Source organism: Klebsiella variicola (assembly GCF_000828055.2).
Lineage (GTDB): Bacteria > Pseudomonadota > Gammaproteobacteria > Enterobacterales > Enterobacteriaceae > Klebsiella > Klebsiella variicola.
In genome coordinates this window covers 4,435,906-4,451,362 of the sequence record NZ_CP010523.2, presented here as the reverse complement: position 1 = coordinate 4,451,362, position 15,457 = coordinate 4,435,906, and the positions used below count along the sequence as shown (strand labels likewise).

General features: G+C 54.2%; 10 protein-coding genes, 3 tRNA genes and 3 rRNA genes. 11 read left to right on the top strand and 5 right to left on the bottom strand.

Translation table 11 applies throughout. The features are described from left to right. Positions 1-38: 38 nt before the first annotated feature. The 3 genes from metQ to metN are packed head-to-tail and all read right to left on the bottom strand — an operon-like array spanning position 39 to position 2,575. On the bottom strand, positions 39-854 hold the full coding sequence (gene metQ, locus SP68_RS20900) for a methionine ABC transporter substrate-binding lipoprotein MetQ (RefSeq protein WP_008807336.1): 816 nt from the start codon (positions 852-854) through the stop codon (positions 39-41). Positions 855-897: 43 nt separating this feature from the next. Beyond that, entirely contained in the window at positions 898-1,551 is a 654-nt protein-coding gene (locus tag SP68_RS20895; RefSeq protein ID WP_004204478.1) for a methionine ABC transporter permease MetI, read from the bottom strand. Further along, positions 1,544-2,575 carry a methionine ABC transporter ATP-binding protein MetN gene (metN, locus tag SP68_RS20890; RefSeq protein WP_008807334.1) on the bottom strand — a complete coding sequence of 344 codons (1,032 nt, stop codon included), beginning with the start codon at positions 2,573-2,575 and terminating at the stop codon, positions 1,544-1,546. The genes SP68_RS20895 and metN overlap by 8 nt, the downstream gene beginning before the upstream one ends. Positions 2,576-2,763: 188 nt before the next feature. On the opposite strand from metN, the gene gmhB reads away from it, so the two are divergent. The 8 genes from gmhB (at position 2,764) to dkgB (ending at position 9,987) form a co-directional block, all read left to right on the top strand. After that, on the top strand, positions 2,764-3,330 hold the full coding sequence (gene gmhB, locus SP68_RS20885) for a D-glycero-beta-D-manno-heptose 1,7-bisphosphate 7-phosphatase (RefSeq protein ID WP_008807333.1): 567 nt from the start codon (positions 2,764-2,766) through the stop codon (positions 3,328-3,330). 369 nt (positions 3,331-3,699) lie between these two features. Continuing rightward, positions 3,700-5,239, top strand: a 16S ribosomal RNA gene (locus SP68_RS20880). 69 nt (positions 5,240-5,308) lie between these two features. Then, positions 5,309-5,385: transfer RNA gene (locus SP68_RS20875), tRNA-Ile, on the top strand. 36 nt (positions 5,386-5,421) lie between these two features. Next, a tRNA-Ala gene (locus SP68_RS20870) sits at positions 5,422-5,497 on the top strand. Between the two features lie 177 nt (positions 5,498-5,674). Beyond that, a 23S ribosomal RNA gene (locus SP68_RS20865) occupies positions 5,675-8,578 on the top strand. A gap of 191 nt (positions 8,579-8,769) precedes the next feature. Then, positions 8,770-8,885, top strand: a 5S ribosomal RNA gene (gene rrf, locus SP68_RS20860). Together the 16S, 23S and 5S rRNA genes with 3 tRNA genes alongside form the textbook arrangement of a ribosomal RNA operon. 57 nt (positions 8,886-8,942) lie before the next feature. Then, positions 8,943-9,019: transfer RNA gene (locus tag SP68_RS20855), tRNA-Asp, on the top strand. A 164-nt stretch (positions 9,020-9,183) separates the two neighbouring features. Continuing rightward, on the top strand, positions 9,184-9,987 hold the full coding sequence (gene dkgB, locus SP68_RS20850) for a 2,5-didehydrogluconate reductase DkgB (RefSeq protein WP_023339613.1): 804 nt from the start codon (positions 9,184-9,186) through the stop codon (positions 9,985-9,987). 45 nt (positions 9,988-10,032) lie between these two features. Here the strand turns inward: dkgB and yafC are convergent, their stop codons facing one another. Further along, positions 10,033-10,938 (bottom strand): DNA-binding transcriptional regulator YafC, encoded by a 906-nt coding sequence (gene yafC, locus SP68_RS20845; protein ID WP_012968896.1) that lies wholly within the window; start codon positions 10,936-10,938, stop codon positions 10,033-10,035. Positions 10,939-11,042: 104 nt separating this feature from the next. On the opposite strand from yafC, the gene SP68_RS20840 reads away from it, so the two are divergent. From SP68_RS20840 to SP68_RS20830, 3 genes are all read left to right on the top strand, one after another. After that, entirely contained in the window at positions 11,043-12,233 is a 1,191-nt protein-coding gene (locus tag SP68_RS20840) for an MFS transporter (RefSeq protein WP_008805250.1), read from the top strand. 101 nt (positions 12,234-12,334) lie between these two features. Then, positions 12,335-13,132, top strand: a complete 798-nt coding sequence (locus tag SP68_RS20835; RefSeq protein WP_074188505.1) for an endonuclease/exonuclease/phosphatase family protein — start codon at positions 12,335-12,337, stop codon at positions 13,130-13,132. 87 nt (positions 13,133-13,219) lie between these two features. After that, on the top strand, positions 13,220-13,990 hold the full coding sequence (locus SP68_RS20830; protein WP_008805251.1) for a class I SAM-dependent methyltransferase: 771 nt from the start codon (positions 13,220-13,222) through the stop codon (positions 13,988-13,990). A gap of 59 nt (positions 13,991-14,049) precedes the next feature. Here SP68_RS20830 and mltD read toward each other — a convergent pair whose 3' ends face one another. Further along, positions 14,050-15,417, bottom strand: coding sequence for a murein transglycosylase D (gene mltD / locus SP68_RS20825; RefSeq protein ID WP_008805252.1), 1,368 nt, complete (start codon positions 15,415-15,417; stop codon positions 14,050-14,052). Between the last annotated feature and the right edge of the window lie 40 nt (positions 15,418-15,457).

The following is a 15,457-nucleotide window of genomic DNA, read 5'->3' as shown; positions in this document are numbered from 1 at the left end:
GTGAAGCCCGTCCTGAATGATATTACGGTGAGAAAAGATTACCAGCCTTTCACTGCGCCGCCGTTAAAGATCTTGTTCGCCGCTTCGTAAACTTCATCGCTCTGGTAAGCCTGAACGAATTTCTTCACATTCTCAGCATCTTTATTGTCTTCACGCGCCACAATCAGGTTCACGTAAGGAGACTCTTTGCCTTCAACAAAGATACCGTCTTTCGCCGGGGTCAGGCCAATCTGGCTGGCGTAAGTGGTGTTGATGACGGCCAGCGCAATCTGTGCGTCGTCCAGCGAACGCGGCAGCTGTGGCGCTTCCAGTTCAACAATTTTCAGGTTTTTCGGGTTTTCGACGATATCCAGCGAGGTCGGCAGCAGGCCCACGCCGTCTTTCAGTTTGATCAGACCCACCTGCTGCAGCAGCAGCAGGGAACGGCCGAGGTTAGTCGGATCGTTCGGGACGGCGATCTGCGAGCCCGGCTGCAGTTCGTCCAGCGATTTGATTTTCTTCGAGTAACCCGCGATCGGATAGACGAAGGTGTTGCCAACGGAGACCAGCTTATAGCCACGGTCTTTAATCTGCTGGTCGAGATACGGTTTATGCTGGAAGGCGTTCACGTCGATATCGCCTTTGCTTAGCGCTTCGTTTGGCAGCACGTAATCGTTGAAGGTCACCAGCTCAACATCGAGACCATACTTCTCTTTTGCCACTTTCTGCGCAACTTCAGCGACCTGCTGTTCCGCCCCGACGATAACGCCGACTTTAATATGATTCGGATCTTTTTCATCCTGACCGCAACCCACCAGCGCCAGAGAACCGATTAACGCGCCAACTGCCGCAAAGGTTTTGAAATTAAAGGCCATGTTATTTCCTTCCTGTAAGAATGAGTGTTGTCTGCCAATAACGTTATTTATGAGTCACAGCCCGGACGATACGATCGCCAGAGAATTGAATTAAATAAACCAGAATAACCAGTAACACCAGTACGGTATTCATCACCGTTGCGTTGTAGCCGATATAACCGTACTGATAACCAATCTGCCCCAGACCACCGGCGCCCACCGCGCCGCCCATGGCGGAGTAGCCTACCAGGGTAATAAGCGTGATGGTGGCGGCGTTGACCAGCCCCGGCAGCGCTTCAGGCAGCAGAACCTTGCGGACGATCTGCAGCGGTGTGGCGCCCATCGCGCGGGAAGCTTCGATGAGCCCGGTCGGGATCTCCAGCAGGGCGTTCTCCACCATGCGGGCGATAAACGGCGCGGCGCCCACCGTCAGCGGAACGATTGCCGCCTGCAGGCCGATCGAGGTGCCGACGATTACGCGGGTAAACGGGATCATCCAGACCAGCAGGATAATGAACGGAATGGAACGGAAAATGTTCACCAGCGCCGACAGAGTACGGTACAGTTTGGCATTGGCGACGATTTGCCCCGGCCGGGTCACATACAGCAGCACGCCCACCGGCAGACCAAGGACAAAACCGAAGAAGCCGGAGACAAAGGTCATTGCCAGCGTTTCCCATACGCCGCGCAACAGCAGCCACATCATTGCCTCAGACATAACCCAATACCTCTACTTTTACATGATGTTCCTGCAGCCAGGCGATGGCCGCCTGAGTGTCTTCCTGTGTACCGTGCATTTCGGTGAGCATGATGCCGAACTTCACCCCGCCGGCATAATCCATCTGCGCGCTGATAATGTTGTTATTCACATTGAAGCGACGCGCGGTTTCAGAGAGCAGCGGCGCATCGACGGAGTGGCCGGTAAATTCCATGCGCAGCATCGGTACACTGTCCGCTGCGGCGGTAGGTTTCAGGCGTGCCTGGTAGTCATCCGGAATATCCAGGTGCAGCGTGGACTGAATAAACTGCTGGGCCAGCGGCGTCTTCGGATGGGAGAAGACTTCGCTCACCGTGTCCTGCTCAATAAGCTGGCCGTTGCTAATCACCGCCACGCAGTCGCAGATGCGTTTCACCACATCCATTTCGTGGGTGATTAGCAGAATGGTCAGTCCCAGACGACGGTTAATGTCTTTCAGCAGTTCGAGAATGGAACGGGTGGTGGCTGGGTCGAGAGCGCTGGTGGCTTCATCGCACAGCAATACCTTAGGATTGCTGGCCAGTGCGCGGGCAATGGCGACGCGCTGTTTCTGGCCACCGGAGAGATTAGCCGGGTAGCTGTCGTGCTTATCACCCAGGCCGACGAGATCCAGCAGCTCCGTCACACGACGTTTGATTTCTGCCTGCGGGGTGTTATCCAGTTCCAGGGGCAACGCGACGTTGCCGAAAACGGTCCGGGAGGCCAGCAGGTTAAAATGCTGGAAAATCATGCCAATCTGACGGCGCGCACGGGTTAGCTCTTTTTCCGACAGTGCAGTCAATTCCTGACCGTCAACCTGTACGCTGCCCTCGGTCGGGCGCTCCAGCAGGTTGACGCAGCGAATCAGCGTACTTTTACCGGCGCCGGAGGCACCGATGACGCCATAAATTTGTCCGGCAGGGACATGCAGGCTGACGTTATTCAGCGCCTGAATGCTGCGATTCCCCTGCTGGAACACTTTGGTGATATTGGAAAGTTTAATCATCAGTTATTTATTATCGTTTAGCCGTTTGCCGTGGCATTTTCTTCTGCCGTATCCAGGCGATGCCTGTCAATGAAATGGATGTTAAGGCATCCAGACGTCTAAATCAATCTGACTCTTTATAATGAGCACTTTCTTGCATGCTGAAACATGCGATACTAACGGCACTAGCCTTTTTCAGGAGCAAACCGGTGGCAAAGTCAGTACCCGCAATTTTTCTCGACCGTGACGGCACTATTAATGTCGATCATGGCTACGTCCACGAAATCGACAATTTTGAATTTATCGATGGCGTCATTGACGCGATGCGCGAACTAAAAGAGATGGGCTATGCGCTGGTGCTGGTCACTAACCAGTCCGGTATTGCTCGCGGTAAATTTACCGAAGCCCAGTTTGAAACGCTGACCGAATGGATGGACTGGTCTCTGGCCGATCGTGGCGTCGACCTGGACGGTATCTACTATTGCCCGCATCACCCGCAGGGTGCGGTGGAAGAGTACCGTCAGACCTGTGATTGTCGTAAACCGCATCCGGGGATGCTGATCTCCGCCCGCGATTATCTGCATATCGATATGGCTTCTTCCTATATGGTAGGGGACAAACTGGAAGATATGCAGGCTGCTGCGGCGGCAGATGTCGGTACTAAAGTGCTTGTGCGTACCGGTAAGCCCCTGACTGAAGAAGCGGAAAAAGCGGCTGACTGGGTGCTAAATAGCCTGGCAGAGTTGCCTGCGGCGATTAAAAAGCAGCAAAAATAAGCGTTGCGTTTAAAAGATGAGCGGTTGAAATAAAATTGTATTTTTCCGCTTGTCATTCCCGGAGAGCTCCCTATAATGCGCCTCCATCGACACGGCGGATGTGAATCACTTCACACAAACAGCCAGTTCGATTGAAGAGAAAAATCCTGAAATTCAGGGTTGACTCTGAAAGAGGAAAGCGTAATATACGCCACCTCGCGACAGAGCGCTAAAGCGCGTCGCAACTGCTCTTTAACAATTTATCAGACAATCTGTGTGGGCACTCAAAGTGACATGGATTCTTAATGTCTTCGGACAATAAATGAATACCAAGTCTCTGAGTGAACATGCGTAATTCATTACGAAGTTTAATTCACGAGCATCAAACTTAAATTGAAGAGTTTGATCATGGCTCAGATTGAACGCTGGCGGCAGGCCTAACACATGCAAGTCGAGCGGTAGCACAGAGAGCTTGCTCTCGGGTGACGAGCGGCGGACGGGTGAGTAATGTCTGGGAAACTGCCTGATGGAGGGGGATAACTACTGGAAACGGTAGCTAATACCGCATAACGTCGCAAGACCAAAGTGGGGGACCTTCGGGCCTCATGCCATCAGATGTGCCCAGATGGGATTAGCTAGTAGGTGGGGTAACGGCTCACCTAGGCGACGATCCCTAGCTGGTCTGAGAGGATGACCAGCCACACTGGAACTGAGACACGGTCCAGACTCCTACGGGAGGCAGCAGTGGGGAATATTGCACAATGGGCGCAAGCCTGATGCAGCCATGCCGCGTGTGTGAAGAAGGCCTTCGGGTTGTAAAGCACTTTCAGCGGGGAGGAAGGCGGTGAGGTTAATAACCTCACCGATTGACGTTACCCGCAGAAGAAGCACCGGCTAACTCCGTGCCAGCAGCCGCGGTAATACGGAGGGTGCAAGCGTTAATCGGAATTACTGGGCGTAAAGCGCACGCAGGCGGTCTGTCAAGTCGGATGTGAAATCCCCGGGCTCAACCTGGGAACTGCATTCGAAACTGGCAGGCTAGAGTCTTGTAGAGGGGGGTAGAATTCCAGGTGTAGCGGTGAAATGCGTAGAGATCTGGAGGAATACCGGTGGCGAAGGCGGCCCCCTGGACAAAGACTGACGCTCAGGTGCGAAAGCGTGGGGAGCAAACAGGATTAGATACCCTGGTAGTCCACGCTGTAAACGATGTCGATTTGGAGGTTGTGCCCTTGAGGCGTGGCTTCCGGAGCTAACGCGTTAAATCGACCGCCTGGGGAGTACGGCCGCAAGGTTAAAACTCAAATGAATTGACGGGGGCCCGCACAAGCGGTGGAGCATGTGGTTTAATTCGATGCAACGCGAAGAACCTTACCTGGTCTTGACATCCACAGAACTTTCCAGAGATGGATTGGTGCCTTCGGGAACTGTGAGACAGGTGCTGCATGGCTGTCGTCAGCTCGTGTTGTGAAATGTTGGGTTAAGTCCCGCAACGAGCGCAACCCTTATCCTTTGTTGCCAGCGGTCCGGCCGGGAACTCAAAGGAGACTGCCAGTGATAAACTGGAGGAAGGTGGGGATGACGTCAAGTCATCATGGCCCTTACGACCAGGGCTACACACGTGCTACAATGGCATATACAAAGAGAAGCGACCTCGCGAGAGCAAGCGGACCTCATAAAGTATGTCGTAGTCCGGATTGGAGTCTGCAACTCGACTCCATGAAGTCGGAATCGCTAGTAATCGTAGATCAGAATGCTACGGTGAATACGTTCCCGGGCCTTGTACACACCGCCCGTCACACCATGGGAGTGGGTTGCAAAAGAAGTAGGTAGCTTAACCTTCGGGAGGGCGCTTACCACTTTGTGATTCATGACTGGGGTGAAGTCGTAACAAGGTAACCGTAGGGGAACCTGCGGTTGGATCACCTCCTTACCTTAAAGAACCTGCCTTTGTAGTGCTCACACAGATTGTCTGATGAAAAACAGCAGTAAAAACCTCTACAGGCTTGTAGCTCAGGTGGTTAGAGCGCACCCCTGATAAGGGTGAGGTCGGTGGTTCAAGTCCACTCAGGCCTACCAAATTTGCGAAGCAAATTTGAAGAGGTTGCAAACGATGGGGCTATAGCTCAGCTGGGAGAGCGCCTGCTTTGCACGCAGGAGGTCTGCGGTTCGATCCCGCATAGCTCCACCATCTTTACTGCAAACACAAGAAAACTTCAGAGTGAACCTGAAAAGGTGCACTGCGAAGTTTTGCTCTTTAAAAATCTGGATCAAGCTGAAAATTGAAACGACACACTGTTTAAGTGTGTTCGAGTCTCTCAAATTTTCGCGACACGATGATGTTTTACGAAACATCTTCGGGTTGTGAGGTTAAGCGACTAAGCGTACACGGTGGATGCCCTGGCAGTCAGAGGCGATGAAGGACGTGCTAATCTGCGAAAAGCGTCGGTAAGGTGATATGAACCGTTACAGCCGGCGATGTCCGAATGGGGAAACCCAGTGCAATTCGTTGCACTATCGTTAACTGAATACATAGGTTAACGAGGCGAACCGGGGGAACTGAAACATCTAAGTACCCCGAGGAAAAGAAATCAACCGAGATTCCCCCAGTAGCGGCGAGCGAACGGGGAGCAGCCCAGAGTCTGAATCAGCTTGTGTGTTAGTGGAACGGTCTGGAAAGTCCGACGGTAGAGGGTGATAGTCCCGTACACCAAAATGCACAGGTTGTGAACTCGAAGAGTAGGGCGGGACACGTGGTATCCTGTCTGAATATGGGGGGACCATCCTCCAAGGCTAAATACTCCTGACTGACCGATAGTGAACCAGTACCGTGAGGGAAAGGCGAAAAGAACCCCGGCGAGGGGAGTGAAAAAGAACCTGAAACCGTGTACGTACAAGCAGTGGGAGCACCTTCGGGTGTGACTGCGTACCTTTTGTATAATGGGTCAGCGACTTATATTCTGTAGCAAGGTTAACCGTATAGGGGAGCCGCAGGGAAACCGAGTCTTAACTGGGCGTTAAGTTGCAGGGTATAGACCCGAAACCCGGTGATCTAGCCATGGGCAGGTTGAAGGTTGGGTAACACTAACTGGAGGACCGAACCGACTAATGTTGAAAAATTAGCGGATGACTTGTGGCTGGGGGTGAAAGGCCAATCAAACCGGGAGATAGCTGGTTCTCCCCGAAAGCTATTTAGGTAGCGCCTCGTGAACTCATCTTCGGGGGTAGAGCACTGTTTCGGCTAGGGGGTCATCCCGACTTACCAACCCGATGCAAACTACGAATACCGAAGAATGTTATCACGGGAGACACACGGCGGGTGCTAACGTCCGTCGTGAAGAGGGAAACAACCCAGACCGCCAGCTAAGGTCCCAAAGTCATGGTTAAGTGGGAAACGATGTGGGAAGGCACAGACAGCCAGGATGTTGGCTTAGAAGCAGCCATCATTTAAAGAAAGCGTAATAGCTCACTGGTCGAGTCGGCCTGCGCGGAAGATGTAACGGGGCTAAACCATGCACCGAAGCTGCGGCAGCGACACTATGTGTTGTTGGGTAGGGGAGCGTTCTGTAAGCCTGCGAAGGTGGCCTGTGAGGGTTGCTGGAGGTATCAGAAGTGCGAATGCTGACATAAGTAACGATAAAGCGGGTGAAAAGCCCGCTCGCCGGAAGACCAAGGGTTCCTGTCCAACGTTAATCGGGGCAGGGTGAGTCGACCCCTAAGGCGAGGCCGAAAGGCGTAGTCGATGGGAAACAGGTTAATATTCCTGTACTTGGTGTTACTGCGAAGGGGGGACGGAGAAGGCTATGTTAGCCGGGCGACGGTTGTCCCGGTTTAAGCATGTAGGCGGAGGTTCCAGGTAAATCCGGTACCTTTTAACGCTGAGGTGTGATGACGAGGCACTACGGTGCTGAAGTAACAAATGCCCTGCTTCCAGGAAAAGCCTCTAAGCATCAGGTAACATTAAATCGTACCCCAAACCGACACAGGTGGTCAGGTAGAGAATACCAAGGCGCTTGAGAGAACTCGGGTGAAGGAACTAGGCAAAATGGTGCCGTAACTTCGGGAGAAGGCACGCTGGTGTGTAGGTGAAGTCCCTGCGGATGGAGCTGAGACCAGTCGAAGATACCAGCTGGCTGCAACTGTTTATTAAAAACACAGCACTGTGCAAACACGAAAGTGGACGTATACGGTGTGACGCCTGCCCGGTGCCGGAAGGTTAATTGATGGGGTTATCCGTAAGGAGAAGCTCTTGATCGAAGCCCCGGTAAACGGCGGCCGTAACTATAACGGTCCTAAGGTAGCGAAATTCCTTGTCGGGTAAGTTCCGACCTGCACGAATGGCGTAATGATGGCCAGGCTGTCTCCACCCGAGACTCAGTGAAATTGAACTCGCTGTGAAGATGCAGTGTACCCGCGGCAAGACGGAAAGACCCCGTGAACCTTTACTATAGCTTGACACTGAACATTGAGCCTTGATGTGTAGGATAGGTGGGAGGCTTTGAAGCGTGGACGCCAGTCTGCGTGGAGCCAACCTTGAAATACCACCCTTTAATGTTTGATGTTCTAACGTTGGCCCCTTATCGGGGTTGCGGACAGTGTCTGGTGGGTAGTTTGACTGGGGCGGTCTCCTCCCAAAGAGTAACGGAGGAGCACGAAGGTTAGCTAATCCTGGTCGGACATCAGGAGGTTAGTGCAATGGCATAAGCTAGCTTGACTGCGAGCGTGACGGCGCGAGCAGGTGCGAAAGCAGGTCATAGTGATCCGGTGGTTCTGAATGGAAGGGCCATCGCTCAACGGATAAAAGGTACTCCGGGGATAACAGGCTGATACCGCCCAAGAGTTCATATCGACGGCGGTGTTTGGCACCTCGATGTCGGCTCATCACATCCTGGGGCTGAAGTAGGTCCCAAGGGTATGGCTGTTCGCCATTTAAAGTGGTACGCGAGCTGGGTTTAGAACGTCGTGAGACAGTTCGGTCCCTATCTGCCGTGGGCGCTGGAGAATTGAGGGGGGCTGCTCCTAGTACGAGAGGACCGGAGTGGACGCATCACTGGTGTTCGGGTTGTCATGCCAATGGCACTGCCCGGTAGCTAAATGCGGAAGAGATAAGTGCTGAAAGCATCTAAGCACGAAACTTGCCCCGAGATGAGTTCTCCCTGAGACTTTAAGTCTCCTGAAGGAACGTTGAAGACGACGACGTTGATAGGCCGGGTGTGTAAGCGCAGCGATGCGTTGAGCTAACCGGTACTAATGAACCGTGAGGCTTAACCTTACAACGCCGAAGATGTTTTGGCGATTTGAGAGAAGATTTTCAGCTCTGATTCAGAGTCCGAAGGATTTTGCGCTGAGACAAGGCGGCAAACGAGGCGATGGAAGGAGCATACATAAGTATGTGACTGACACTCGCGAGAGCAGCCAACGCAGTATGAGCGCAAAAGACACAGGACGAGCACAAAGAATTTGCCTGGCGGCACTAGCGCGGTGGTCCCACCTGACCCCATGCCGAACTCAGAAGTGAAACGCCGTAGCGCCGATGGTAGTGTGGGGTCTCCCCATGTGAGAGTAGGGAACTGCCAGGCATCAAATTGCAGTAAGCCGGGGTGACAACCGGTGGTAATAAAGCGAAGAAATTCGGTGGAGCGGTAGTTCAGTCGGTTAGAATACCTGCCTGTCACGCAGGGGGTCGCGGGTTCGAGTCCCGTCCGTTCCGCCACTTATTAAGAGCCCTGAGCATTTGCTCAGGGCTTTTTTGTTTGATCTGTTCTCTATTATTGCTAATTCAGCAAAAATCCTCTGCATTAATCGCTCTTTTTCTCCTCCACACCATCAGCCATAATTTCATCCGTTAACCGAAATGAAGAAATAACGAGGAAAATCATGGCAATCCCTGCATTTGGTCTTGGCACCTTCCGTCTGAAAGATGATGTTGTTATCGCATCCGTAAAAACCGCGCTGGAGCTGGGCTATCGTGCTATCGACACCGCGCAAATCTATGACAACGAAGCAGCGGTGGGTCAGGCCATCGCCGAAAGCGGCGTGCCGCGTGATGAGCTGTTCATCACGACCAAAATCTGGATCGAAAACCTGAGCAAAGACAAACTCATCGCCAGCCTGAAAGAGAGCCTGCATAAGCTGCGCACTGACTATGTTGATCTCACGCTGATCCACTGGCCGTCACCGAACGATGCGGTAGCTGTTGAAGAGTTTATGGCAGCCCTGATGGAAGCGAAGAAGCTGGGTCTGACCCGTCAGATCGGTATCTCCAACTTCACTATTCCACTGATGGAGCGCGCGATTGCCGCCGTTGGCGCTGAGAATATCGCGACTAACCAGATTGAGCTCTCGCCGTATCTGCAAAACCGTAAAGTGGTCGATTGGGCGCGTGAGCACGGCATCCATATCACCTCTTACATGACGCTGGCCTACGGTAAGGCACTGAAAGATGAAGTGATTGCCCGCATCGCGGCGAAACATGGTGCGACCCCAGCGCAGGTTATCCTGGCATGGGCGATGGGCGAAGGCTATGCGGTTATCCCATCGTCCACCAAACGTGACAATCTGGCCAGCAACCTGAAAGCGCAGGATCTGCAGCTGGATGATGAAGATCGTAAAGCGATCGCCGCACTCGACTGCAACGATCGTCTGGTGAGTCCGGAAGGTCTGGCTCCACAGTGGGATTAATCTCCCGCTTTCGGCATGCCGTTCGCACTGCCGTCTGAGACGATATTACGACAGCTCCTTCGGGAGCTGTTTGACGTGCTCACTTAGAAAGTCAATAAATGCCCTGATGCGCGTGCTGACCGCCCGGTCGCTGTAGTACACCGCACTGAATGGCATCTCCACCGGCAAGCGTTTGTCGGCAAGTAACTCCACAAACTCCCCACGGCCAATCTCTTTATCCACCATATAATCCGACAAACAGGCTATGCCGTTACCGGTCAGGCACAGCTGCTTGAGCGTTTCGCCGCTATTGGAGGACACCGCCGATTCGATCTCTAACAGCTGACCATCGCAACAGGAGACAGGCCAGGTATTCAGCGATACCGGCTCGGTGAACCCGAGGCAGTGATGCTGTTTCAGATCTGACGGATGCTGCGGCATACCGTAGCGCGCGACATAGTCTGGCGAGGCGACGATCTTACGATAGCTGGTAAATAGCGGTCGGGCGCGCAGGCTGGAATCCGTTAAGGTCCCGGCCCGAATGGCCACATCCACTTTTCGTTCAATCAGGTTAATAAACGTCTCTGAAGAGACGAGCGACAGCGTCATTTCCGGGTAGCGCTCGCGAAATGGCTTCACCAGCGGCATGAGAAAATGCAGCATCACCGGCGTCGCGGCATCCACCCGCAGCAGGCCCCGCGGCGTTGTGCGCGTTTCCAGCAGGTCATTCTCTGCTGCCGCCATTTCCTGCAAGACCACCTGCATCCGGCGAAAATAGCGCTCGCCTTCCTCCGTCAGACTGAGCTGGCGGGTGGTCCGATTGAGCAGGCTTACGCCTAGCTTTGATTCCAGCTTCTTGACCGCCCGGCTGACGGCAGAGTTGGCCTGTCCGAGCTGCTCGGCCGCCCGGCTGAAACTTCCGCTTTCCACCACCGCCACAAAGATGGCGATCTCCTCTGATGTGGCTCTCATTATTGCACCTGTAGCAAAATTCTATTGATACTTTGATAGTTTTTGTTATTTATACAACCCTTCATACTACGTGTCATCTTAATCCTGATGCTACGGAGTAAATTATGCCACTGGCGCTATTTGCCTTAACTATCGGTGCCTTCGCGATTGGCACCACTGAATTTGTGATTGTCGGCCTGGTCCCGACTATCGCGCAACAACTCTCTATCTCTCTGCCTTCGGCGGGACTGCTGGTCTCTATCTACGCGCTGGGCGTGGCGATTGGCGCTCCGGTGCTGACGGCGTTAACGGGGCGTATGCCGCGTAAACAGCTGCTGCTGGCGTTGATGGTCCTGTTTACGGCGGGTAATGTGCTGGCCTGGCAGGCCCCGGGCTATGAAACGCTGATCCTGGCGCGATTGCTGACCGGTCTGGCACACGGCGTGTTCTTCTCTATTGGCTCGACAATCGCCACCAGCCTGGTGGCAAAAGAGAAAGCCGCCTCAGCTATCGCTATTATGTTCGGCGGCCTGACGGTCGCGCTGGTCACCGGGGTGCCGTTCGGGACTTTCATCGGTCAGCATTTTGGCTGGCGGGAAACGTTCCTCGCGGTATCGATTCTGGGCGTGATTGCGCTTATCAGCAGTCTGCTTCTGGTACCGAATAATATTCCGGGCCGCGCCAGCGCCAGCCTGCGCGATCAGATGAAAGTCTTAACTCATCCTCGCCTGCTGATGATCTACGCCATTACCGCGCTGGGCTATGGCGGCGTATTTACCGCCTTTACTTTTCTTGCTCCGATGATGCAGGAGCTGGCCGGTTTCAGTCCGTCTGCGGTTAGCTGGATCCTGTTGGGCTACGGTGTCTCGGTCGCTATTGGCAATGTGTGGGGAGGCAAACTGGCCGATAAGCATGGCGCCGTCTCCGCGCTGAAGTTTATCTTCGCCGCGCTGGTTGTGCTGCTGCTGGTCTTCCAGTTGACCGCCAGCATCCACTATGCTGCGCTGGCAACGGTGCTGGTAATGGGTATTTTCGCCTTCGGCAACGTGCCGGGTCTGCAGGTATACGTGGTGCAAAAAGCCGAACAGTATACGCCTGGCGCCGTCGACGTCGCTTCCGGCCTGAATATTGCCGCCTTCAATATTGGTATTGCGCTGGGGTCCATCGTCGGCGGGCAGACGGTTGAACGGTATGGTCTGGCGCAGACGCCGTGGATTGGTGCGGTGATTGTGCTGGTCGCCCTGCTGTTGGTGATGCTGAGCGGTCGTTTAGATAAATCGCCGCGCCGTTCGACAGCGGTTTCTCTCGAAGGCTAGGGTTTATCGCAAATTGCATTGAAAGTGGATGGGAAAATCCCTATAACAGAAGAACCAGTCGTTGTTGGGCTGGTTTCTGTTATTGAGGATTGATGCCCAAATTGCGAAAGAATACCTATGCCATGCGCTACGTCGCCGGACAACCTGCGGAGAGGATATTGCCTCCGGGGGCGTTTGCGGGCGTCAGTCCGGTTTATCCTGCCGGCACGCCGTTAAGCAGCGATGAAAAGATCCGCGTGCTGGTATGGAATATCTTCAAGCAGCAGCGCGCAGAGTGGCAGTCGGTCCTCAAAAATTTCGGCAAAGATGCGCATTTGGTCCTGTTGCAGGAGGCGCAAACTACCCCAGAACTGGTCAGGTTCGCGACTTCAAACTATCTGGCCGCCGATCAGGTACCGGCGCTGGTATTGCCGCAGCATCCTTCCGGCGTGATGACGCTGGCCTCCGCTCACCCCATCTATTGCTGTCCGCTGCGCGAGCGCGAGCCTATTTTGCGATTGCCGAAATCGGCCTTAGTGACCGTTTATCCGCTGCCCGATGCGCGGCTGCTGATGGTGGTCAACATCCATGCGGTCAACTTTAGCCTTGGCGTCGATGTCTACAGCAAGCAGTTGCTGCCGATCGGCGATCAGATCGCTCATCACAGCGGGCCGGTGATCATGGCCGGGGATTTCAATGCATGGAGCCGGCCGCGAATGAACGCGCTGTACCGCTTTGCGCGTGAGATGTCGTTACGCGAAGTTCGTTTCTCTGACGATCAGCGCCGCCGTGCGTTTGGTCGTCCGCTCGATTTTGTGTTCTATCGTGGGTTAAGCGTGCACGATGCTACCGTGCTGGTGACCCGCGCCTCCGATCACAACCCGCTACTAGTCGAATTCAGTCCCGGCAAGCCTGATTAATTTAAGGTATGTCAGGCCTGCCATCGGGCAGGTCTGCGTTCAGCACGATGCTGCCCTAAATTACTCACACAACCGAAGGACAACACAATGACAACACGCTCTCACCATGACAACGTCGAAAAGCAGTTCGGCTCCCAGGCCAGCGCCTATTTGACCAGCGCCGTGCACGCCTCCGGGCGCGATCTGCAGCGGCTGGCTGAACGGCTGGCCGATTTCCCTCAGGCGAAAGTGCTGGATATGGGCTGCGGGGCAGGGCACGCCAGCTTTACCGCGGCGGGACAGGTTGCCGAGGTGACCGCCTATGATTTATCAAGCCAGATGCTGGAAGTGGTTACCGCGGCGGCAAAAGAGAAAGGCTTTAGCAATATCGTGACCCAGCAGGGATATGCTGAAACGCTGCCGTTCGCTGATGCCAGCTTTGATGTGGTGATTAGCCGCTACTCCGCGCACCACTGGCATGATGTCGGCCAGGCGCTGCGTGAGGTGAAACGTGTTCTCAAGCCGGGCGGGGTGATGATCATAATGGACGTGATGTCGCCGGGTCATCCGGTACGTGATGTCTGGTTGCAGACCGTGGAAGCGCTGCGCGATACCTCGCACGTGCGTAATTATTCCAGCGGCGAGTGGCTGGCGCTGGCCAATGACGCAGGCCTGGTGATTAATCATTTATCGACCGATCGCCTGCCGCTGGAGTTCAGCTCATGGGTGGCGCGGATGCGCACCCCAGAGGCGCTGGTAGAAGCGATTCGCTTATATCAGCAGAGCGCTTCGGCGGAGGTCAAAGCCTACTTCGAATTACAGCAGGACGGGTCGTTTACCAGCGATACCATCCTGTTCGAAGCGCATAAAGCGGTTTAATACGGGCAACAAAAAAGGCACCGGGGGAAGTCGGTGCCTTTTTATCGAACCCTGACGTATCAGGACTCTGGTCGATCGCTGTTTTTCACAAACAGCGTTAGCTGATCGCCAGGCCGCAGATTGTCGGTATCGCTGTTCCAGCGCATCACGTCGCGAATATTAACACCGTGACGCTTGGCGATGCTCGACAGCGAATCACCTTTGCGAACACGATAGGTGATGCTATCGCTGTTGTTCGCCAGGCGCTGTGCGCTGCTACCTGCGCCGACAACCAGACTCTGCCCGACTTTTAACCCTGAACCGCGCAGATTGTTCCACTGCTGCAAATCCCGGGTCGTGACGCCGAGACGCGAAGCAATCCCGGAAATCGTGTCGCCAGAGCGTACCTTATAGCTACGGCTGGTCAGCGGCGTATTGTCCGCGAGCTGCGTTGGCTGCACGGCGGCAATGTCGCCAGAGGCCAGCGATTCACGCAGCTGAGCGGCGTGCTTCTGCGGCACCATGACGTACTTTGGCCCACTCGCGCCCAGCGTTGACCCCTTTACGCCAGCGTTGAAGGTTTTCAGTTTGCTGACCGGCATTCCTGCCATGTCCGCGAGCTGAGAAATATCAACCGGGCTGTCGAGGCGAACGCGCGCCAGCGCACGGCTTTCATCGGCCGTAGGCAGCTTTACGCCGTAACGCTTGCTGTTTTTGAGAATGTCGCTCAACGCCAGCATTTTCGGTACGTAGATTTTCGTTTCATGCGGCAGAGACAGCGACCAGAAATCGGTGGGTTTACCACGCGAACGGTTCGCTTTTACTGCTTTCATGACCCGACCTTCGCCGCTGTTATAGGCTGCGACCGTTAATAACCAGTCGCCGTCGAACATTTTGTTCAGACGTTGCATCATGTCCAGCGCCGCGGTAGTAGATGCGACGACGTCACGACGCGCATCGTAACTGCGGGTCTGTTTTAAACCATAATTGCGCCCTGTGCTCGGAATGATCTGCCAAATGCCTGCGGCATTGGCGCCAGACGTCGCGTGTGGGTCAAAAGCGCTCTCCACTATGGGTAGTAATACCAGTTCCATTGGCATGTTACGTTTCTTAACCTGCCCGGCTATCCAGTACATATACGGCTCTGCCCGTAAAGTTACATCGTGGAGATAGCTCTTATTTCTTAAGTACTTCTGTTTCTGTTCGCGAATCCGGGGATTATCCGGTATTCCCATCTTTAGCTCGTCGCCTATGGAAGTCCACAGATCCTGGTCTTGCGCGTAGAAGGTTCCATCATCTAACCAGCGCGCTTGACTTGTGAACTTACCTGCTTCCCCTTGACCAGCCGCAGAAAGGCTCTGTGCTCGCTGTTCGACGGTGCCATCGTGCTTAGACGCCTGGCACCCCACCAGCAGGACAGAGGCGAGTAATATCGCTCGTGCCTTCATGTGTGTGTCAATAGTTGCTTAAAAGACGACCAAGGATAAC